19 protein-coding genes are annotated in these 21,333 nt (G+C 58.6%); 9 read left to right on the plus strand and 10 right to left on the minus strand.

Annotated elements, in window-relative coordinates; translation table 11 throughout:
• Positions 1–23: 23 nt before the first annotated feature.
• From VGL38_10540 to VGL38_10585, 10 genes are read right to left on the minus strand one after another with little or no spacing between them, the layout of a single operon-like run.
• Positions 24–1,028, minus strand: a complete 1,005-nt coding sequence (locus tag VGL38_10540; GenBank protein HEY3295865.1) for an RluA family pseudouridine synthase — start codon at positions 1,026–1,028, stop codon at positions 24–26.
• Positions 955–1,662, minus strand: a complete 708-nt coding sequence (gene lspA, locus VGL38_10545) for a signal peptidase II (protein HEY3295866.1) — start codon at positions 1,660–1,662, stop codon at positions 955–957. The genes VGL38_10540 and lspA overlap by 74 nt, the downstream gene beginning before the upstream one ends.
• On the minus strand, positions 1,659–2,141 hold the full coding sequence (locus tag VGL38_10550; GenBank protein HEY3295867.1) for a TraR/DksA family transcriptional regulator: 483 nt from the start codon (positions 2,139–2,141) through the stop codon (positions 1,659–1,661). Before VGL38_10550 ends, lspA begins: the two co-directional genes overlap by 4 nt.
• A gap of 36 nt (positions 2,142–2,177) precedes the next feature.
• On the minus strand, positions 2,178–5,468 hold the full coding sequence (locus VGL38_10555) for a class I tRNA ligase family protein (GenBank protein HEY3295868.1): 3,291 nt from the start codon (positions 5,466–5,468) through the stop codon (positions 2,178–2,180).
• 11 nt (positions 5,469–5,479) lie between these two features.
• Positions 5,480–6,682: an SAM-dependent methyltransferase gene (locus VGL38_10560; GenBank protein HEY3295869.1), complete on the minus strand. Its 1,203-nt coding sequence runs from the start codon at positions 6,680–6,682 to the stop codon at positions 5,480–5,482.
• A 6-nt stretch (positions 6,683–6,688) separates the two neighbouring features.
• Positions 6,689–7,342 carry a nucleotidyltransferase domain-containing protein gene (locus tag VGL38_10565; GenBank protein ID HEY3295870.1) on the minus strand — a complete coding sequence of 218 codons (654 nt, stop codon included), beginning with the start codon at positions 7,340–7,342 and terminating at the stop codon, positions 6,689–6,691.
• Positions 7,297–8,073 (minus strand): hypothetical protein, encoded by a 777-nt coding sequence (locus tag VGL38_10570; protein ID HEY3295871.1) that lies wholly within the window; start codon positions 8,071–8,073, stop codon positions 7,297–7,299. Before VGL38_10570 ends, VGL38_10565 begins: the two co-directional genes overlap by 46 nt.
• 57 nt (positions 8,074–8,130) lie before the next feature.
• Positions 8,131–8,952: a purine-nucleoside phosphorylase gene (locus VGL38_10575; protein HEY3295872.1), complete on the minus strand. Its 822-nt coding sequence runs from the start codon at positions 8,950–8,952 to the stop codon at positions 8,131–8,133.
• Positions 8,924–9,415 (minus strand): DivIVA domain-containing protein, encoded by a 492-nt coding sequence (locus VGL38_10580; protein ID HEY3295873.1) that lies wholly within the window; start codon positions 9,413–9,415, stop codon positions 8,924–8,926. Before VGL38_10580 ends, VGL38_10575 begins: the two co-directional genes overlap by 29 nt.
• Positions 9,412–10,140: a YggS family pyridoxal phosphate-dependent enzyme gene (locus tag VGL38_10585; GenBank protein ID HEY3295874.1), complete on the minus strand. Its 729-nt coding sequence runs from the start codon at positions 10,138–10,140 to the stop codon at positions 9,412–9,414. The genes VGL38_10580 and VGL38_10585 overlap by 4 nt, the downstream gene beginning before the upstream one ends.
• Before the next feature lie 386 nt (positions 10,141–10,526).
• Between VGL38_10585 and VGL38_10590 the strand changes: the two genes are divergently transcribed.
• From VGL38_10590 to recN, 9 genes are all read left to right on the plus strand, one after another.
• Positions 10,527–12,506, plus strand: a complete 1,980-nt coding sequence (locus tag VGL38_10590) for a LysM peptidoglycan-binding domain-containing protein (protein ID HEY3295875.1) — start codon at positions 10,527–10,529, stop codon at positions 12,504–12,506.
• Positions 12,507–12,613: 107 nt separating this feature from the next.
• The gene (locus tag VGL38_10595) at positions 12,614–12,916 is read left to right on the plus strand and encodes an HU family DNA-binding protein (protein HEY3295876.1); all 303 of its coding nucleotides are present in this window, start codon (positions 12,614–12,616) and stop codon (positions 12,914–12,916) included.
• 350 nt (positions 12,917–13,266) lie between these two features.
• The gene (xseA, locus tag VGL38_10600) at positions 13,267–14,493 is read left to right on the plus strand and encodes an exodeoxyribonuclease VII large subunit (GenBank protein HEY3295877.1); all 1,227 of its coding nucleotides are present in this window, start codon (positions 13,267–13,269) and stop codon (positions 14,491–14,493) included.
• Positions 14,480–14,743 (plus strand): exodeoxyribonuclease VII small subunit, encoded by a 264-nt coding sequence (xseB, locus tag VGL38_10605; protein ID HEY3295878.1) that lies wholly within the window; start codon positions 14,480–14,482, stop codon positions 14,741–14,743. Before xseA ends, xseB begins: the two co-directional genes overlap by 14 nt.
• 21 nt (positions 14,744–14,764) lie before the next feature.
• Positions 14,765–15,622, plus strand: coding sequence for an NAD(+)/NADH kinase (locus tag VGL38_10610; protein HEY3295879.1), 858 nt, complete (start codon positions 14,765–14,767; stop codon positions 15,620–15,622).
• 115 nt (positions 15,623–15,737) lie between these two features.
• Positions 15,738–16,667 carry a signal recognition particle-docking protein FtsY gene (gene ftsY, locus VGL38_10615; protein HEY3295880.1) on the plus strand — a complete coding sequence of 310 codons (930 nt, stop codon included), beginning with the start codon at positions 15,738–15,740 and terminating at the stop codon, positions 16,665–16,667.
• Positions 16,664–17,155, plus strand: coding sequence for a 6,7-dimethyl-8-ribityllumazine synthase (gene ribH, locus VGL38_10620; protein HEY3295881.1), 492 nt, complete (start codon positions 16,664–16,666; stop codon positions 17,153–17,155). Before ftsY ends, ribH begins: the two co-directional genes overlap by 4 nt.
• Before the next feature lie 49 nt (positions 17,156–17,204).
• Positions 17,205–19,628: a hypothetical protein gene (locus tag VGL38_10625; protein ID HEY3295882.1), complete on the plus strand. Its 2,424-nt coding sequence runs from the start codon at positions 17,205–17,207 to the stop codon at positions 19,626–19,628.
• 4 nt (positions 19,629–19,632) lie between these two features.
• Positions 19,633–21,333 (plus strand): DNA repair protein RecN, encoded by a 1,701-nt coding sequence (gene recN / locus VGL38_10630; protein HEY3295883.1) that lies wholly within the window; start codon positions 19,633–19,635, stop codon positions 21,331–21,333.

Consider the following 21,333-nt stretch of genomic DNA (forward strand, 5'->3'; position numbering starts at 1 on the left):
AAACCGCTAATATAGTCCTTTTGTCAATCATTGTCAAGGTTTTTGTACGCATCTTCACGTAGTAAGTCCACGATCTTCGTGAGATTGGCGGGAGGCGGCACTGAGAATTCCAGATCCTCACCTGTAACCGGGTGAAGAAAGCCGAGGGTCTGGGCATGGAGTGCGGCTTCGTCGATATTCTCCAGCAATTCCGTGTAGAACTTCCGGCGTGCTCCGGCCATGGTGGTCAGCCGTTTATGCCGCCCGCCGTAGGTGACATCCCCGAACAGAGGATGGCCTTCGAACTCCATATGAGCACGGATTTGATGGGTACGTCCCGTTTTCAACCGGAGAGAAAGAAGCGTGGTGTCCCTGAATGTTTCGACAACGTGGAAGGTCGTGATGGCAGTCTTGCCTCCATGCCGGGCAACCGCGATGCGTTTACGGTCGCCGGGATGCCTCGCGAGCGGGGCATCGACAATGCCGTCGGAGACTTGAAACCGCCCCCATACGAGGGCCATGTACATTCTGCGCACCGTGCGTGCCGAAAACTGTTCGGTCAGTTTGCGATGTACATTGTCGTTCTTTGCCACAACGAGAAGGCCGGACGTGCCCTTGTCAAGACGATGGACGATTCCGGGGCGGATGGTGGGTCCGGCATCATCCATGCCGAGATGATGCATCAGGCCGTTGACTAAGGTCCCGCTGAAGTGGCCATGAGCGGGATGGGTGACCATTCCTTGCGGCTTATTCACCACCAGCAAATAGTCATCTTCGTACACAAATTCGAGCGGGAGGTCTTCAGGTCGGACGTCGGAGGGGGGCTGATCGCGGAAAAAAATCTCGATACGTTCGTCGGGGCCAACCTTATAGGACTTCTTGGGCACTTTGCCCTGCACGAACACAAGGCCGGCGTCAATCAGTTCATGGACCTTATGCCGGGAGATCGACGGGAGTGCCTGCTGAAGGAAGCGGTCAATCCGCACCCGTTGTTGTGCCGGGGCGGTCGTCAGAAGGAAGGGAGCCGGGTTGGCTGGAGGATTGGGCATTACGTTGGGAATTACTTGTAGATTCTCCGTTACTGGAGTTGTCTGCCCAGGATGATGGCTCTTCAGCGCCGGAAAGTCCGGCGGCAGGGGTGAGGGCTGGCCGTTCCTCAACTTTGCGCTGTCCGAAAAGGACAATAATGGCCAGAATGACAATGCCAACGGTGACGCAGGAATCGGCCACGTTAAACACGGCAAACCGTTCCATGATGAAATCCGGCATGTCGACGTCCACGAAGTCTGTGACCTGACTGAACAGAAGCCGGTCGATGGAGTTGCCAATGGCTCCGGCCAGAAACAGCATGACCGGCCAGCGCAAGGCATCTTTGTGACGCGCGAGCCGGTACAGATAGACGGTCAGGATCACCGCGGCCAGCCAGCCGAAAATCAGCAGCGAGCGAATGCCGAAGATCTCGAGACCAAAGGCTATTCCGGGGTTCAGGACATACGTGAGCCGGACGAGGCTCTCACCGATAAGTGGGACCGGGTGCCCAAGCTGCAGGTATTCCCGAACGAGAATCTTGGTTACCTGATCAAGGGTCACCAGAGCCACGACTCCGGCGAACCACGGCCAGACTTTGGCGCGTGCGGATGTTTCCCCGGGGGTTAACAACGAATCCGAAGAGGGAGTGATCATTCGGGCGGGGTATTGTCTTCTTCGTGCTTCTTCTTGGCCGCGATGGAGAGCCGGGCGTGGGGAATCGCCTCAAGGCGCTTGAATTCGATGGGGTCGCCGGTTTCCTGACAGTACCCGTAGGTTCCAGCCTCAATCCGTTCGATGGCCTGATCCAGAAGCCGCAGCATTTTGCCCTCACGGCTGGCGAACAGGAACGCTTTTTCCCGCTCCTGAGCGTCCGTCCCCTGGTCCGCCATGTGATAACTATAGGTGGAATTGTCGCCGGAATACTGATCAATAGTGGAGTCCATTGATGTTTCACGGAGATAATTCAGCTCGCGGAGAATATCCTTGCGCCTGCGCATGATAATATCGCGGAAGTACTCTTTCCATTCGGGAGAGTAGAACTGCGGCTTTTCTCCGGAGGGCCAGTTACCCTGCGGGGTCGGAGGCGGGCTGTTTTTTGCCGATTTGGCTTTGTTCGCGGGTTTTGCCGACATGGCGCTTCCGTTATGGTTCGGTACCGTTTTCTGTCTTTAACACTCTGAACTGCGATGGATGGAAACGGTCAAGGAATGTCCGTTCGAATCCAGTTTCACACCGTCTACAACATCTTTAAACTCAAACCGGCGGGCCAAAGTTTCGCGACACACGTAGTCGCGATAGGCCTTCAAGGCGTCATTCAGCCGCGGAGATTCGGTCGACAGTTCCACCGTGATGCGGTCGGTGATGTCGAAGCCCGACTGCTTGCGGAGGTTCTGAATGTGGTGAACCACTTCCCGAGCCAGGCCTTCGGCTTCCAGCTCCTCGGTGACTTCCGTGTCGAGCGCGACGGTCATGTAGCCATCGGATTTGAGGGCCAGACCGGGACGCTCGGTGCGGCGAATGAGCATGTCATCGCGCGTCAGGTCGAACTCTTCGAACTGGAACGTTCCACCCATTTCAATCGCCTGAATCTGTTCATCAGACAGGGCAGCAATTGCCTTTGCGACGTACTGCATACGACCTCCGACCCGTTTGCCGAGCACCTTGAAGTTGGCGGTGACGCTGCGAGTCACAAGGTCCCTGTCATCGTGCCGCAGTTTCACCGATTTTACATTTAATTCATCGGCGATAATCTGCAAGAACGGTGCCAGTTCTTCTTCGGTGGAGGCATCCGGGACCACCCAGACCATGCTGGCAAGTGGCTGTCGGACTTTGAGGTTACGCTCCTGGCGTAGGGCGCGGGCAAGGGTCAAGGCTTCCATCACGCGGTCCATCTGTGTTTCGAGCGTGGTGTCCCGTTTGGTGGTATCGGAGACCGGGAAGGATGCAAGATGCACGCTCTGAGGTGCAGCGGGGTTCAGGCCGCGCACGAGATTCTGATAGATGTGCTCGCTCAGGAAGGGCAGGAAGGGGGCCAGCACATGGGTCAGCCCGGACAGGATCTCGTAGAGCGTGGCGTAGGCCGTGGCCTTGTCGGTGTCACTTTCGGACTTCCAGAAGCGGCGGCGCGAGCGGCGGATGTACCAGTTGGTCAGCAAGTCGAGGAAATGCGAAATCGCCGTGGCCGCCGTGGCGACGTCGTAGATCTCCAGCGCCGCGGTGACATCGGCCACCATGCGGTGATATTCGGAGACGATCCAGCGGTCCATCAGCGTGGGCCTGGTGCTGCCCGTGGCTCCCGGCTGATAGTTGTCGATCAGCGCATAGGTCACGAAGAACGAATAGGAATTCCAGTAGGGCAGAATGACGGCGCGGATCGCGTCGCCGATCTCCTCCTCGCCGAAGCGCTTGGCGTTCCACGGATTGCTCGAATAGAAGATCCAGCGCACGGGATCGGCGCCGAATTTATCGAACAGACCCAAGGGATCCACGACATTGCCGACGGACTTGGACATCTTACGGCCTTCGTGGTCGAGCACCAGTTCGGTGCAGATCACGTTCTTGTAGGAGGACCAGTTGCGGGGATCGGACCAGTAGCGTTCATCGGCGGCATTGCCGGATCTCTTTGCCTTTTCGAGCTGCGCCTTGGATATCAGGCAGGACGTGGCGAGCAGGGTGTAGAACCAGCCACGGGTCTGGTCGAGGCCTTCACAGATGAAGTCCGCCGGATATTGCGCGCGGAACTGTTCACTGCTGCCGGGCTCGGCGGGAAAACCGAACTGTCCCCAGGGCATGAGGCCGGCATTGAACCAACTGTCGAGCACGAAGTTCTCGCGGAACATGTCGCGGCCAGCGGAACTTTTCAGCACGATCTGGTCAATCTGCGGCTTGTGGGCATCGAAGTCAGGGGGCAGCGTGCCGCCGGACTTCTTGACCAGAGCTTCAAGCTCGGCCATGCTCTCGATACAGACGGATTCGCTGCCATCCTCGGTCTGCCAGACGGGAAGCGGGCTTCCCCAGTAGCGCTCGCGGGTGACGTTCCAATCGGAAATATTTTCCAGCCAGTTGCCGAAGCGGCCATCGCGGATATGCTCCGGTTTCCAGCCGATGAGGCTGTTGGCTTCGAGCATCATGTCGCGCAGCGCGGTCATGCGGATGAACCAGGCGGGGCGGGGGAAATACATCAGCGGCATGCCCGTGCGGTAGTCGAACGGGTAGCTGTGAGTGTACTTCTCTTTGCCGATCAGCAGATTCTTTGCTTTGAGGGCCTTGAGGATGTCGACATCAAGACCTTCCTCGCGGAACCAGCGCCCGGCGAAGGGCGTCACGAAGTCGGCGACGCGGCCATCGCTGTTGACGGCCAGCACCAGCGGCACGCCGTTCTTGCGCAGGATGCGGAAGTCATCTTCGCCATAATAGGCCAGATGGACAAGTCCCGTACCGTCTTCGGTGGTCACATACTCATCGGCGATAACGCGCATGGCGGTTTCATGATCGGCGGGCAGCCACTCCCACATGGGCTCGTAGGGCATTCCCGCAAGCTCTCGGCCCAGATGATGTCCGACCAGATGGTGCTTGCCGAGCATCGGCGCGATGGCGTGATGCCTTGCCTGAGCGAGAATCAGTTTGTCGCCGGACCTGCCTGCTTCGCAATCTTCCAGCAGTTCTACCGTCACATACTCAATGTCGGGGCCGACGGCGACTGCGAGATTGGATAGCAGCGTCCACGGAGTCGTGGTCCATGCGGTGAGATAGGTATTGGCTTCGCCCTTGACGCGGAATTTCACATAGAGCGTGAGGTCGGTGACATCCTGATAGCCCTGCGCGACTTCGAAATTGGAAAGGGTTGTTCCTGTGCGCGGGGAGTAGGCCATCACGCGGTAATCGCGATACAGGTAACGAGGAGACTGCTCCAGTTTGAGGGCGCGCTCCCGGGCTTCGCCCTGCAGCTCGAGATCCCATGCCTGCTTGAGTGTCCACCAATCGGACTGAATGTAGTACGGCTGATAGGTGGCGTAGGCGTGCTCGAGATCCACGAAGCGGCCCAGTTTGCTGATGGCCGTTTCCCAGAGTTCCTTGTAGCGGAAGACGGTTTTGCGGCACTCGTCGATGAAGCGCTGCTCGCCGATCTTTTCCGCAATTTCAGCCTTGGAAGAAATGCCCAATGCCTTTTCGGCGGTCATCTCCACGGGCAGGCCGTGGGTATCCCACCCGGCTTTGCGCAGCACGCGGAAGCCCTGCATGGTCTTGAAGCGCGGCCACAGATCCTTGAGGGCTGACTGCATCATATGCCCGACGTGGGGCACGCCGTTGGTTCCGGGAGGGCCGTCGTAAAATACGAAATCTCCGAGGGGCGCGGGCTTGGCGACCGACTGCTCGAAAATGTGTTCCTGCTTCCAGAAGGCCAGCAGTTCACGGTCAATGGCCGGCAGATCTAATTTATTGGGAATCGGTTTCAGCATGTATCTTCGGATCAGGAAACGTTATGGGCGTGTTCGGCCACGACGAAATTCGTGTCCGGCAGCGTCGGTCCGGTGCTGCGGCCATCGGGAAGCAAGCTGTAGCGGCGCGCGATGTCATCGCCGGCGCTGTGCTCGAGAAGAGTGAAGCCGTGTTCACGCAGGAACGGCTCGACGCGGTCCTCGGCGAGAAAGAAGAGAAACGGTTCGCCGGTATAGTGGGTTTTACGTTCTTTGGACATATAGTCGAAGCAGAGCAGACTGCCGGACGCCGAATGAGTGCCCACGAAATCGAGCGTGGCGCGGGCGGTGGCTTCGGGGAGATAATAGGTGACGCCTTCCCAGATGAAGAGCGTGCGGGCGCGAGAGTTGAAGCCTGCGCGGCGCAGCACGTCATCGAGCGCGCCTTCTTTGAAATCGGTTTCGGCGAAGGTGACCCGCTCTGGCACCGGGATGCCGGCGAGTTCGAGTTGGCGGCGCTTGCGCTGTTGCGTGGCGGGCGCATCGAGTTCAAAGACCCGGGTTCCCCCAAGTCGGTCGCGGAAACGGTAGGCGCGGCTGTCGTAACCGGCGCCGAGGAAAACAATCTGTGAAAAGCCGTCGGTCAGTGCGCGGGTGAAGACTCCATCCAGCCACACGGTGCGGGCATGGAGAAAGTGGTAGAGCGGCGGCGTGACCATGGTTTTGATGTGCTCGCGCGAGGCGCGGTCGATCACCGCCTTGCGCGAGTCTTCATTCAGGAAGATCTCTGCAAGGGTGTCCGGACCCCTCACATCGTCGCCGTCCTCGTGCGCGGCCATGGCGCGGCAAATGGCAACATTAAACGCGCTCTCCGAAGGCTGATTCTGCACCGACAGCTTCTGCGCATCGGCCGGGCGGGACATGAGGCCCAGCACATTGCCGAAGGGGTCGGCGACCCGGGCATGCTGCACGTCGTTGCGGGTGATAATCTCCGCGCGTGTGGTCGCGCCGAGCGCAAGGAGTCGCTGATACGCTGCTTCAATATCGTCCACTTCCCAGGAGACCACGGCCCAATCATCCGGCTGCGGCGCGGGGCCGGCGGACGGTACAAGCATAAGCCCGCATTCGCCCACGGTAAAGATCACCGCAAACGGCGCATTGAACACCGGTTCTCTGCCGAGCACTTGGGTATACCACTCCCGGGCCTTATTCAGGTCGGTGACATGATAGGTGACGTGCTTGAGGGAGAGGAACATTTACGGTTAGTCTTCCGGTGGGACGAGCGGCTCGATGAGATGAATCAAATTTGGGACATCGGTGGTCGAGAACACCCATGCGAAGGGCTTGTCCAAATTGAAATGCTCATCCTGCATTCGCTCATGCAGCCCCGCAAGCTTTGTCCAGTCTATTCTTGGCTCACGCGATCGAGTTGCATCGGTCAGCGTGGCGGCCCGTCTGGAAATCTGTGACATACAGAAGGCGATGGCATCGGGCGATGGTGAATCTTCGGACTCAAAGGACTCAACGGTTGCACCCTCCGCGAATCTCCTGATGTCACGGGCGTAGAAAAGAATGTCGAGCAATCGCGCATCATCCTTCGTAAACCGCTTGTCACCTTCGAGGATAAGCTTCCGTCGGATGTAATTTGGGCTTTCTTCGACCGCCTTGCGCTCAACAATGTCTACTTTGCGACCGAATATGGCCGCAAGTTCCTCGTCCATCTGCATCAGATCGGAAAGCGTACGATGACTGTCCGGCGCATATGTCACCAGAATATCCACATCGCTGTCCGGTCGGAAGTCCTCGCGGATCACAGAGCCGAAGAACTCGTAGCTCGTGATCTTCCACTTGGCGAGGAAGGCAGAGAGGTCTATGGCGAGGACTGCGTTTGCTTGGCTTGCAACTGTGTTTGCCATAACTCGTTGAACTCTGGAATGAAGAACGGGCCGAGGGCAAAGTTGGTCAACGTACTGTGCTCAGTTCGATCGAAGTACGCCTTAAGATTCGCGAGTCCGCTGCGGCATAAACCTTGTACGAAGAGTTCCGGATATGAAAGCTCCCAAGGTCCATCCGAGCGGAGGTACCAATAGGCGGGCGAGTCGTCCTTCCAATCCACGCCCTGAAACTCGGGGCCGCGCGATCTCAGCTCATGGACTAGGTTGCAGCGCAACTCATATAGCAGGCTAACGTGCCGCATGTCGTCCAACGTTCTGCGATTGACGGTTTCTTGAAAACCGGAACAACTTATCGGCCACAATGGTGCAAGTTCGCTGCAAAGCGGATCGGCATCGAGATCCAGAGCACCTCCCGAAGGTAACCACTTTCCCAGACGTGATCTTACTTCGGAAAGCAATTTGTCAAAATTGGGAGACGGATTCGCCTCCAAGACCACCAAGAGGTGCGGCAGACTGACTCGTTCACAATCTCCCCACGCGCAATAGGTGGATACAAACCGCGTGAACCGTTTTCGGACCGACTTCTCACCAGAGAACGCAACAGCCGACAGCGTATCCAACATGCTCATCCAAATCAGCTTCTTTAGCACCGCATCGCGTCTTCCGAAGACACAATTCGGGTCACCAACATCGATGATAAGTCCATCGAAGATGTCAAAGAACCTACTGGCCGGTATAGTTGAATTCGTCATTTCGTTTGCTCAAAGCACCTGCGTCGCTTGAAGGCCGCTACTGATCTGGGTTCTTATCTACATCCTCTCTATCACACCCTTCATGATGGCGGTCATCTTGGGTTCGGCTTCGGCGGCGGTTTTCAGGATGTGGTCGATATTGGCGACCTTCAGGCAGTCGGCGAAGCCTTCATCGGTGACGATGGACATGCCGAAGACTTCCATGTCCGCATGGCGGGCGACGATGCACTCGGGGACGCTGGACATGCCCACCACGTCCGCGCCGAGTGCGCGAATCATGCGGTATTCCGCGCGGGTCTCCAGATTGGGGCCGCTGACGGCCAGATAGGTTCCGCGGCGCAGCCAGACCTTCAGATCCATCGCCACCTGCTCGGCGATGGCAATCAGCCGGCGGCTGTAGGGCTCGCTCATGTCGGGGAAACGTGGGCCCAGATCGTCATGATTGGGGCCGATGAGCGGATTGTCACCCAGCAGATTGATGTGATCGTCCATGATCATCAGATCGCCGGCGCGGTAGAGCGGATTGACGCAGCCGCAGGCATTGGAGATCAGCAGCACCTTGACGCCGAGGGCCTTCATCACGCGCACGGGATAGGTGATCTGCTGCATGGTGTAGCCTTCATAATAATGAAAGCGGCCCTGCATGGCCATCACCGATTTGCCCGCCAGTTTGCCGAAGTGCAATTTACCCGCGTGGGTCTCGACGGTGGAATGCACGAAGTTCGGGATCTGCTCGTAGGGAATGACCGCGTCGCTATTGATTTCTTTGGCCAGACCTCCCAGCCCGGTGCCGAGAATAATTCCGATTTCGGGGGGAGTCTTGATGTGCGGGGTCAGGGCGGCGACGGTTTCAGCGAGTTGCGTTTTCAATTGAGTCATGGGGCATTTCGGGCGATTGTTCCTCGAGCAGGTCGAGCAGTTCAGTCTGAGCTTTGAGCAGGAAGCGCAGGCGCTTCACGTAGGCATCGTGATGGATCTTGAGCGCGCGCAGTTCTTCGCGCATGTGAGTAATCTCATTCTGCGTGGCAAGCTTCATCTGGTCGGAGTCGAGCTTGGCTTCGCGCAGAATCTGCTGCCGTTCGATTTCCACCTGATCGCGCGTGGACTTGAGACTTTTCTCCGTGGCGACGATGGAATCGCGCAGTCCCTGCTCCATGTCCTGATAGGCCCCGAGCTTGGCCGCGAGTACGCGGTTCTGCTCCGAAAGCGAATTGACCTGAGTCTGCAGGGCGGCGACTTCATCGGCGACGCGCTCGAGAAAGGCCTGCACGTCGTTGGGATCGTACCCTCGAAAAGAGCGTTCAAACTCGTGTTTGGACACGTCGAGCGGGGTCAAACTCATAAGTTCCTCCGTGGGCCGAACAAGGCGGTTCCCAAGCGGATCTCCGTGGCGCCTTCTTCAATGGCTATTTCATAGTCGCCGGACATGCCCATCGAGAGGGCGGTCCAGTTCGGCGGGTTCAGTTTTGCGCGCACGTCCTCGAAGGTGGCGCGCAGCAAGCGGAAACTGCGGCGGATGGCCTCTCCTTCGGTAAGATTGGGTCCGATGGTCATGAGGCCAGCGATATCCAAGTGATCGAAGGGGAGCATCCGTTCAACCCGTTCGATGGCCTTTTCTGGGGAGATGCCGTACTTTTGAGGCTCGCCGCTGGTGTTGACTTCAATCAAAATCCGCAGCTTTTTGCCCATTTGTGCGGCGTCGCGCTCGATGAGTTCTGCCAGCTCCAGACTGTCCACACTGTCGATGGTTGCGGCAATCTGCACCGCTTTGCGTACCTTATTGGACTGAAGATGACCGATGAGATGAACAACCAGTGGAGGGGACTCCCGGAGGAGTTCACCATCTCCAAATTTATCAACAAGTTCCTGAACGCGATTTTCGCCAATATGTGCAAGACCTAAGGCACATGCTTTGCGTATTGTCTCGGCAGGGAAGAACTTTGTGACGGCGATGAGAGTAATCGCAGAAGGCTCCCGGTCGGATCGATGGCACGCCGCGTCGATACGCGATTGCGCATCGGCCAGATGGCGGGCAAGAATAGGATCGTGAATCTCCGGTGCGGTCATAATGGGTTCCTGAACGAAGCAAGAAATATAAGACTATCCTCCCACAACTGCAAGGTTTTGCAGTTTGGGAAGAGGTTCACAAACTTTCAATCCGGGGAAAGAATCCACAAAAATTTGCACCTCAGATAGATCAAGGACTTGACAAATAATATATTAAGTGTATCTTGATCTCTGTATCCTTCAAGCGGAGAGTTATTGTGCAGGAATATATAACTTTCTCTGAGCAAACTGAGTTGATTTGAGACGAAAAAATAAGTACATTCAACTGAAATGGGGCTCTGGGGGAGACCGCTTGTCCCGTTTCGTTGGTAAGTAACTGATTCCGTGACGGTTGGGTGGTTCTGCGGCCCCCGGCCCGAAGACCTTAACTAAGCCTTCGGAGCTCCATGAGACCAACACTCATTCTCCTCGTGGCACTCGTGCCAACCCTGCTTCTGACTGCGCGCGTTGATGCGGCACATTCTGCCACGACGACGGCATCGTCCGAGACCAAGCAACTCCTGTCTTCTCGCCCGATTGGTGATAACAGCCAACTTACCGAGCGCCAGAAATGGAGCCTTGCGCGTGATGCCTTCGACAAAGCGCAAGCGGAAGAGAAGCGGAAGGACAACGAAGCTGCGGCCTACTACTATGAGGTTGCTCTCGAACTGTTAGGCAGTTTGGACATGGCCTCGATTGAAGTGCCGACCCGGCGTGTCCTGGATTTGCAAAGCAAGGTTCTCAAGAAGTACAACTCGTTCCTTGCGTCCATCGACAATCTGCCTTCTACCGCCGGCCCGGTGGCGATTCTGGAATCGTCCGCACCGTCCGATGAGGCCGATACCGAGAGTCTGCCCGAAAAGCCTGCTCCGGATCTGATTGCCCCGCAGGCGACCCTTCGTCCGGACCGGACTCAGCTTCCGAACGTCCCCATGACGATGAATGCCGCGGTAGCCGGGCAAATCACGTTCTTCATGAATCGTGGCCGTAAGGTTATGATGAAGTGGATGGAACGTGCTGCCTATATGTTCCCGCGTCTGCGGCCAATCATGGCCGAAGAGGGCATCCCGCAGGAAGTTCTGTTTTTGGCGATGATCGAATCGGGATTGAATCCCCGAGCGTATTCGTATGCGCACGCGGCCGGTGTCTGGCAGTTCATTCCGTCCAGTGGCCGGATTTATGGTCTCGACGTGGGCCGTCTGTATGATGAGCGCATGCACGTGGAAGAGTCCACTCGCGCGGCCTGCCAGTATCTGCGCAAGCTCTACGATGAGTTCGGCGATTGGTATCTGGCATTTGCGGCTTACAATTGCGGCGAATTGCGCGTGGAGCGTGAGATCGCCCACAGTCGGACGCGCGACTATTTTGGTTTGAAGAAGCTGCCGGCTCAGACCCGCAGCTATGTTCCGGCTTATCTAGCCACGCGAGCCATTTGCGAGAATCCCGGCCAGTACGGGTTTCCTCCCTTAAGTCCTGAGACTCCGTATGGCGGTGTGGACGTGTGGGTGAATGGAAGCTATCGGCTGGATCATGTCGCTCAGGCCGCCGGAGTGGATCCGGAAACTGTGGCGGATCTCAACCCGGAGTTTGTGCAGGGTGTGACGCCGTCAGGCTCTCCGGTGCGCGTCCGTCTGCCCCGTAAGGCGGACAAAGATTTTGAAAGTCGCCTGGCTGCGCTGCCCCGCACCGTGATTCCGGAGACCGGAGTTCACAAGGTGCGTCGCGGCGAAACGCTGGCGGAAATTGCGCAACTCTACGACACGACGCCGAACGCGATTCGTACGCTGTCGGAAAATCGCAAGGTGAATTTCAAGAAGTTGCGCGGCGGTATGCAACTGGCCGTTCCGCTGGGACAGAAGGTCGAACCGAAGGTGGAGCCTTCGCAGATCGCGGCGGCAGACGTATCGAAGAGCGCGGCAGCACCGAAGACGGCAGCGCCGGCACCGGTCTCCAAGACGGATACGGGCGAAGCCAGGACCGTTGCGGCGGTGAACACGAACGCACCGGCGAACCACGAGATTATCTATACGGTTCATAAGGGCGAGAGCATCGGCCAGATCAGCCGCCAATTGGGCGTGTCGGTCGATGAAATCGTGAGCCAGAACCATATTTCGAATCCGAATAAGGTGCTGCCGGGCAGCAAACTGAAGATCATGATTCAGGGTGCGCCGGAAGTGGCTCAGACGCCGGAGCCGGCTCCGAAGGCCGAGGCCAGCGCGGCGAAGAAAGTTGACTCGAAGCGATTCACGCACACCGTCCAGCCGGGGGACACCGTTTGGTCCATCGCGCGGACGTACGGACAGGATCCGCACAAAATCTTACATTGGAATGGCCTGACCCGCGAAAGTACCCTATATCCCGGTCAGGAACTTATTATTAACCAATAAACCTGAATACCCCGCGGTAATGGTGCGGGGTGGTGCGGGCCGCCACGATCGGACATACAGTGAGCAGACAACAGGGTTCCCGCTGCGGCAGGATGGAGGGCATATCCATGACCAAGCAGGATCTGGTTGATCGCCTGTCCAATGAGATCGGCATGCCGAAGCTCGAAGTCCAGACGGTAGTCGACGGGCTACTCAGTCTGGTAATGGATTCGGTTGCCAGTGGACAGCGGGTGGAATTGCGCAGGTTCGGCGTGTGGAAACCGGTGAACCGCAAAGGCAGGAAAGTACGGACGCCGGGTGGCATACACGAAATTGACGTTCCGGACAGACCCTCCGTTGTCTTCGTCCCATCCACAGAGTTTCGCGCGCGGGTGAGCGACCTCAAGTTTGAGGAAGCAGGGACTGTATAGCGCGTCCGAGTTTCAGACTCATTTCGATCCTATTTCGATAAATAACAATCAACCCAGGCCGCTTCGTTATGTGATGGAGCGTTGCCGGAAGGAGAACGCCTTTTGCCCTGTGGAAAGAAGCGCAAGCGCCACAAGATGTCCACTCACAAGCGCAAGAAGCGCCTGCGCAAGAATCGTCACAAGAAGAAAATTCGTTAGTTCTGCGGCACGGTGGTTCGTACCACAGACTGAAAGCTGCCGCTGTGGTTGCCGGACGGGCCTTGTTTCGATGAGGCCCTTCCGTTTTTGTACACGTCACGTTTTGCACGGATCTTAACCGCCCGGTTGCCGGGCGGTTCCCACCCAAAGCTATGTCCCAGCAGGAAAAGATCTATACCGTCACTCAAATTACCCGGGAAATCAAACGGGTAATTCACGAAGGCTTTGGAGCCTTGTGGGTGGAAGGCGAGATCTCCGGCTATAAACGCCACACGTCAGGACACCATTATTTCACCTTGAAGGATGGCGCCTCACAGATGTCCTGTGCGATGTGGAAGATGAGTGCGGGGTGGCTGACCTTTCAGCCACAAGACGGGATGAAAGTGCAGGTGTGGGGCAACCTTGAGGTCTATGAGCCTGCGGGACGCTATCAGCTCATTGCGCTGCAGATGCGGCCATCCGGTGTGGGTGAACTGCAGAGAGCCTTTGAGGTGCTTGTGCAGAAGCTTCGCGCCGAGGGGCTGTTCGAATTGGAACGCAAACGGCCTTTGCCTCCGTATCCGGAGACCATAGGCCTGATCACCTCGGCAGATGGCGCGGCCCTCCACGATATGCGCACCGTGGCGGCCCGCCGTTGGCCTGGCGTCCAGCTTGTGCTGGCGCCGGTCAAAGTGCAGGGGACAGGAGCCGCGCAGGAAATTGCCTCCGCTATTCGCGCCTTCAACCGTGAAGGTCTGGCCGATGTGCTGGTGGTGGGGCGGGGAGGCGGTTCCCTTGAAGACTTGTGGGCCTTCAATGAAGAAATCGTCGCCCGGGCGATTTTCGAATCCCGAATTCCCGTGGTTTCCGCTGTGGGACATGAAGTGGACTTCACGGTAGCCGACTTAGTGGCGGATGTCCGCGCGCCCACGCCTTCGGCAGCCATGGAACTGGTGCTCCCGGACTGTCAGGATGTGGCGGACTATGTCGCCGAGTTGAAGCGACGGCTGGCATCGCGGCGGGTGGAGCAATTGCGCAGTCTCCGCCAGAGGCTTGACGCCCTTTCACGGCACTGGGCCTTGCGTCAGCCGGTGAATCTGGTGCATGCGAATACCCAGCGGCTGGATGATTTGCACTCCCGGCTGGAGGCTGCCTCGTCACGGTTGCTGAAAGACAAACAACATTCGCTGGAACGCGTCCGCGAACTCTTGACTCTTTTCCATCCGCAAGCTATACTGGAGAGAGGGTATGCGGTCGTACGGGACGGGGATGGACAGTATGTGCGGGACGTGCGGGCGCTGACTCCGGGCGCAGGAGTTTCGATCTTTTTTGCCCGTGGCCGGGCCGACGCGCAGATCCAGCACATTCACGATAACGGGAATCTTGATGAGCCCCACTGAGTCGCAAAAGAACGAGGCCGGACAGCCGCCGTCGTTTGAAGCCGCTTTAGAGCGGCTGGAGAAGCTGGTGTCTAATCTCGAATCCGGAGACGTGCCGCTCGAGCAGTCGCTCCAAGCCTTCGAGGAAGGACAGCGTTTGATCAAATTCTGTGAACAGAAACTCCAGACGGCAGAGCGGGCGCTCAAGCAGCTCGCCAAAGAGGCCGATGAGGCTTTGGGCCGCTCTGATGACCGTCCGGCAACGTCGTAACCTGGCACTGGAACGCCGCACATGATCCTCGGAATCATGGGCAACCTCCGCAAGCCCACCTTCCGCAAATCCCTGCCGACCGTTGTCGCCGAACTGCGCAAGCGCAAGGCCTCGTTTGTCATGGATGAAGCGGCCTCCAACGGTCTGAACCTCTCCTCCTCTGAAATCCTTCCTGCTTCGCAGCTTGCCGACAGGGCCACGCTGATATTGAGCTTTGGCGGCGACGGCACTCTGCTGCGCACCGCACGTACGGTCGGAGATCGCCGCATTCCGATTCTGGGGGTAAACCTCGGACCGGGACTGGGGTATTTGACCGAGCTGGGCCTCGACGAGTTCTACACCTCGATGGATCTGATTCTCGACGAGAAATTCCGGACGGAAGAGCGGATGATGCTGCAGGCAGAGATGAACGGCGGTGCGCCGCCGATCGTCACGGCGCTGAATGACATCACCGTCGGCCACTCGCAGATTTCGCGGACGACCCAGCTTCAGGTGATCATAGACGGCAAGCCCGTCACCACCTACCGCTGCGACGGATTGATCGTCGCCACGCCTACCGGGTCCACGGCGTACAGCCTTTCGGCGGGCGGACCGATTCTCGAGCCGACACTCAGCGTGATGATCGTCACTCCGATTAGCCCGCACACGCTGACGATGCGGCCGGTGGTGATTTCGGCGAACCGCACCCTGGAAATTCGCGCAGGCGAGAGTTCGGTGCTGGCGGCAGACGGCGAAAATGTGAAGTCGCTGAAGAGCGGAGACGTGATCCGCGTCAGCCGCGCGCCCTACACCACGGTGATTGCCAGTGTAACGGGACACGATTTCTATCACGTGCTGCGCGCCAAGCTGAAGTGGGGCACCGCCCAGCTTGAACCCTAAGAGATAATCACCCCCATCCCCCCGGCCCCCCGCCTTCGTCGAGGTCTAAGGACTTTCCCCATGAAATAGGGAAAGGGGGAGCTGATGAAGCAGATAGCGTTGACCAAGAGAAATTATGGGCCTTTTCGATAAAGTAAAGCAAGCTTTCAAGAAAACCCGGGAAGTGCTGGGCGATAAGATCGCCGCGGTCTTCAGTTCGGGGCGGAAGCTTGATGCGCAGTTGCTGGCGGAACTTGAGGATGTGCTGCTGGCCTCGGATGTCGGCGTGGAAACGACCGGCGAACTGCTGGCCGGGCTGAAAGAGGCGGGGCGCGAAGATGGCGGCAAGACGGCCCCGGACGTGCTGCTTCGGCAGCAAATTGTCCGCCTGCTGGAGCAGGCGGAAGGCAGCGCTCCTCCCATGCAGTCTCCGCATGTCATGCTGGTGGTGGGCGTCAACGGCACCGGCAAGACCACGACAATCGGTAAGTTGGCCCATTTCTACAAGAATCAGGGCAAATCCGTAGTGCTGGCGGCGGCGGATACCTTCCGCGCCGCGGCGATTGAACAGCTTCAGATCTGGGGAGAGCGGTCCGGGGTTAAGGTGATCGCAGGTTCGATGAATGCCGACTCGGCGGCGGTGGCTTTCGATGCGCTGGACGCGGCTTTGAGCCGCAGCGCGGATGTGTTGCTGATCGATACCGCTGGACGCCTGCATAACAAAGTTAACCTCATGAAGGAACTGGAAAAGGTTTCCCGCGTCTTAAAGAAGAAAGTACCGACAGCACCGCACGAAGTACTTCTTGTTTTGGATGCCACAACGGGACAGAATGGCTTGAATCAAGCTCTGGAATTCACGCGTGTGGCTCCAGTGACCGGGTTAGTGCTTACTAAGATCGATGGCACCGCCAAGGGAGGTGTCATTCTCTCTATTTCCAAACGGCTGGGAATTCCGATCCGCTATGTGGGATTTGGTGAAGGGATGGAAGATCTGGCGCCGTTCAGTGCAGAGAAATTCGCCGAAGGCCTACTGGGTGATTTTGCGCAAACTGCGGCGGGCCAGTGAAACTCAGCGAACCGACACCACTTGCCCTCGATGCATCGGGATTGCGCTTTGCGATTGTCGTGGCGCGGTTCAATGAAACCGTCACGCGGGCGCTACTGGACGGCGCGGTGAGCGCGCTGAAGGAGCGGGGAGCTAAAGAAGATCAAATTGAAGTCGCATGGGTGCCGGGAGCCTTCGAACTGCCGCTGGTAGCGCAGGTTCAGGCCAACCGGTTCGATATTTCAGCGGTGATTTGCCTCGGGGCGGTGATCCGTGGGGAGACGCCGCACTTTGAGTATGTCAGTCACGCGGCAGCGACAGGAATTTTGCGCGTAAGCCTGGAATCCGGCAAGCCAGTGGCCTTCGGAGTGCTGACGACGGATACTCCGGAACAGGCGTATGAACGTGCCGGTGGCAAGGTAGGGAATAAGGGAGCGGATGCGGCGCTGACCGCGCTGGAAATGGTTCACCTGCTCACGCGGCTGGAGGACACGGCAACACCTTTGTGAGTGCTTTCAGAGTCCCTTCCTTCTGCCGAGTGATGAGGAGCACATTGTTATGAAGTACACAGTTCTGGCGCTTCTGTGCCTGCTGCCGGCCTTACTGTTCGCGCAGGCTTTTCAGTGGACAACGTTCACCTCCACGTCCAACGTGGTGGATATGGTGGTGTCGCAGGGCAAAGTCTGGACGGCGACCTCGGGTGGCCTGGCCGGTTATGATCCGGTTTCAGGAACATTCGATCTCTATACCAATACGCGCGGCCTGGCGATGAACGAATGCGTGGCTGTGGGGACGGATGCGCGCGGCTTTGTCTGGGCGGGCTTGGGCGATGCGCGGATCACGCGCATTAATCCGACGACCCATGACGTGCGGCAGGTGGTAGATCTGGCCAATGACGTCTTCGAAATCAACGCGATTCTTCCCGTCGGCGATGAGGTTTTTGTCGCGGCCAACAACGGCATCTACCGCTTTGCCTATTACCGGGTGGTGGATGATTACCGCGTGCTTGAGGCCATAAAGGTTTTGGGGACGTTTCCGGGAGAGACGCGCGTCACGTCACTCGCGGTGTCGGGCGGCTATCTCTATGCGGGAACCGCTTCCGGGCTGGCGCGTGTGTCCCTCAGCCTGCCGCAACTGAATGCGCCGGCGGCCTGGACCACCTTCACCCACGAGAACAGTTCGCTGCCGGAGAACAATGTTGTGGCGCTGCAAGGGTACGCCGATCCGGCGAATCTGCTAAATATTGCTACGCCGAACTATGTGTCAAGCCTGGTAGACACGGTGTGGACGACGCAGCTCCTGCCGGGCGTGGTGGATTTTGCCGACGAGGATTTTCACTGGGCCGTCAGCGATACCAACGGAACCAGCCACGTGTGGCACGTGGATGCGCCGCAGGGGCAATGGCAGGCGACCGGCGACGGTCTTCCCAGCGCGATCCGGGTGGCCGTGGTGCGCTTGAGCGGCGTGAGCATGCTTGTGCTGGGGATGAGCGACAGCGGACAGGGAAGCGGCGGATTAATACTTTCGGCTTCGCCGGGAAACACGCCGTGGGGAGCACCGGTCAGCGCGCCGGGCATCGGCGGCAATTTCATTACGGCGCTGGGAGTGGATCCGCAGGGCAAACTGTGGGCGGGCGGCTCCGGATCGACATCGGGCGTCTATGTGCGGCACGGCGACACGTGGACGAACTTCGACCGCAGCACAGGCTATCAGCATCCGTTTTTCTATGCTCATCCCACCAGCTTTGCCTTTGATGATTTCGGCGGCACGTGGGCGGGATCGACGGGCAATGGCGTTGCGTGGTTTCACTCGGACAGCATCACTTACTTCAACAATTTCGACTGGGACACGGCGGGATTTGCGAATGTGGGCGGCACACTGGTTCCGCGGCTGAACGGCCTCAACGACAGTCCCACGCAGGGCAAGTATTACGTCGAGACCTACGTGGCGCGGGACGCCGGCGGCAATGTATTTATCTCCAACCTCGAGACAAAGACCGGTTACTCGGTGATGGCGGCGTCCAGAGGCTGGATGGCGCACGGCAATAATCCTGCGCCGTGGCCTTACTTCCTGCCTCACGGGGTATCGCTGCAGGCGACCACGTATTACTACGCCGTCGGCAGAATGCTCGCGGATCCTTACGACAGGTTGTGGATCGGCTCGGGCCGTAATGGCGGATACACGTTTGTGCTGGACACGCGCGGCACGCTAGCGGATACGACCGATGACCAGTGGAGCGCCTTCACGCCCAACGAACGGCGGGACAACGTCACCTGCTTCGATCCGATCGACAAGGAAGTTCTCGACTGGACCGTGGACCACCAGGGGTATATGTGGGCAGGCAGCATCTCGGGCGCGTATTACACGCAGGGCGGCGTGCCCGGCGACCCGACGCTGACGCATTTTATTTGCGTGGCGGATCTGCCGGTGGGACACCGTGTCAATGCCATCCACGTGGACGCGCAGGACAATAAGTGGTTCGGCACGGATAACGGCGTGGCGGTGCTGGATAAGAATTTCAACTGGATCTACGTCTTCCAGACGGCGAACAGCGTCGATCATCCGTCAGGCCTGGTCTCGAACAATGTGCTGGCGATCACATCCAATCCGGAGACGGGGGAGATCTGGATCGGAACGGCAGATGGATTGTCGCGGTTTACATCGGCGTTTGTCTCGTCGGGCAGCGGTGATCTCGGATCGCTCTGGCCATATCCGAATCCGTTCCACGCCGACGGTTCGCAACATATGCGGGTGGATCCCGTACGGCTGGGTGGGCGCTTTGACGAGTTTCGCGTTCTGACCATGTCGGGACGGCTGGTACGCAAACTGGATTGGGCCGCTATGACCGATCCGGGCAGCACCGGCGGCTGGGACGGACGGAACGACGGCGGTGAGTTTGTGGCCGGTGGAATCTACCTGCTGGTGGCCTCCTCCAACGATGGAAAGTCCGCCGTGGGCAAAATTGCTGTTCTGGGAAGATAGGGAGATGCTTCGCCAACTTGTCATTCGGGACTACCTTCTCGTGCGGCGCGCCACGCTGGACTTCTCCGACGGTCTGACGGTGCTGACCGGCGAGACCGGCGCGGGTAAGAGCATGGTGCTGGGCGCGCTGGATGTGCTGCTGGGTGAACGGGTGCCGAAAGACGCCGTAGCGGCCGGAGCCGAGCGCGCCGTCATTGAAGGCACGTTCGTGCTCGAACGGCCCGAACTGCTCAGCGGCGTGATCTCGAAGGATGATTACGATCTGGACGGCGAATTGCTGCTGCGGCGCGAGATTCCCCGGCAGGGCAGAGTGCGTTCGTGGCTGAATGATCACCCGCTTCCGCAGGATGCGCTGGCAAGATTGCGCGACGCGCTGTGCGACTTCCACGGACAGCGGGAACACCAGTCACTGTTCAAGCCCGCATTGCAGCTCGAGTTTCTCGATGATTTCGGCGACAACAAGGCCCATGTTCAAAACATGGCGCGATTGTTTGCGTTGCGGTCCCAGCAGAAGCGTGAACTGGTGGCCGCGCAGGCGGCGCTCAGCGCGCACCGCAAGGACCGGGCGCTGCTGGAATATCAGCTTGAAGAGATCGAGCGGCTGGGGCTAAAGGCCGGCGAAGAGGAGCAGGTGGAAGCGCGGCTGGCCAAACTTGAAGGCGCGGAGAAGTTGTCCGCGGAAGCTTCGCGGCTGCTTGGTATACTTTCCGAATCCGAACCGTCGGTGGTCGGGTTGGCGGGAATGGCAAAGATGGTTGCAGCGGGGATTGTCAAGACGGATCGCGATCTGGCACAAGTGGCGGACGAACTCTCCGAGATTACTTCGCGTTTGAAAGACATCGCCGGGGACGTGCGGCACTATCTCGACACTCTCAATTTCGATGACGCCGAACTGACGCGGCTGCGCGAGCGGCGCTCGGTCTTGTGGGAACTGCGACGCAAGCACGGCATGAATCTGGAACAGATTCTGGCGCGGGCCGGAGAATTGAAAACTCTGCTGGAAGAAGGCGAGACCCTTGAACAGCAGTGTGACGATCTCGGGGCGGCGCTAAAAAAGCTGGACACGGAGCTGGTGGCCTCGGCGCAGGAACTGTCGAGGCGGCGGCACGCAGCGGCGGGAGAATTTGCGCAGCGCGTGGTAACGGCCCTGAGGCCGCTGGGATTTCCCGAGCCGCAATTCCTCGTTCCGGTGCAGACGCTGCCCGAGCCGTTTGATCCCGAGCAGATCGGTTCGAGCGGCGCGGACAAGGTGGAGTATCAGTTTTCCGCCAATCCGGGCAGCAAGCCTTCTCCCATCGGCGCGGTGGCCTCGGGCGGAGAATCGTCCCGCGTCACGCTGGCGATCAAGACCGTGCTTTCGGAGAAGGCCGAGTATCCGATGATGGTCTACGACGAAATCGACCTTGGTATTTCGGGTCGCGTCGCCGATCAGGTTGGTAAGGCACTGGCGCATCTGTCGCGCCGCCATCAGGTGCTGGTGATCACGCACCTCCCGCAAATTGCATCACGCGCGGACCAGCATCTGGCGATCCGCAAATCATCTCACGGTGACACAACAGAGACGACGGCCCGCTTCCTGTCGGATGACGAGCGGATTCAGGCCATCGCCGCGCTCATCGCCGGGGCAAAGATCACCGATCAATCCCTCGCTTCGGCCAGCGAACTGCTGCGCCAGAGCGGCAAACTCAAAAGCCTTTCCTCTTAA

The sequence above is a fragment of the bacterium genome, assembly GCA_036504735.1.
Lineage (GTDB): Bacteria > Electryoneota > RPQS01 > RPQS01 > RPQS01 > DASXUQ01.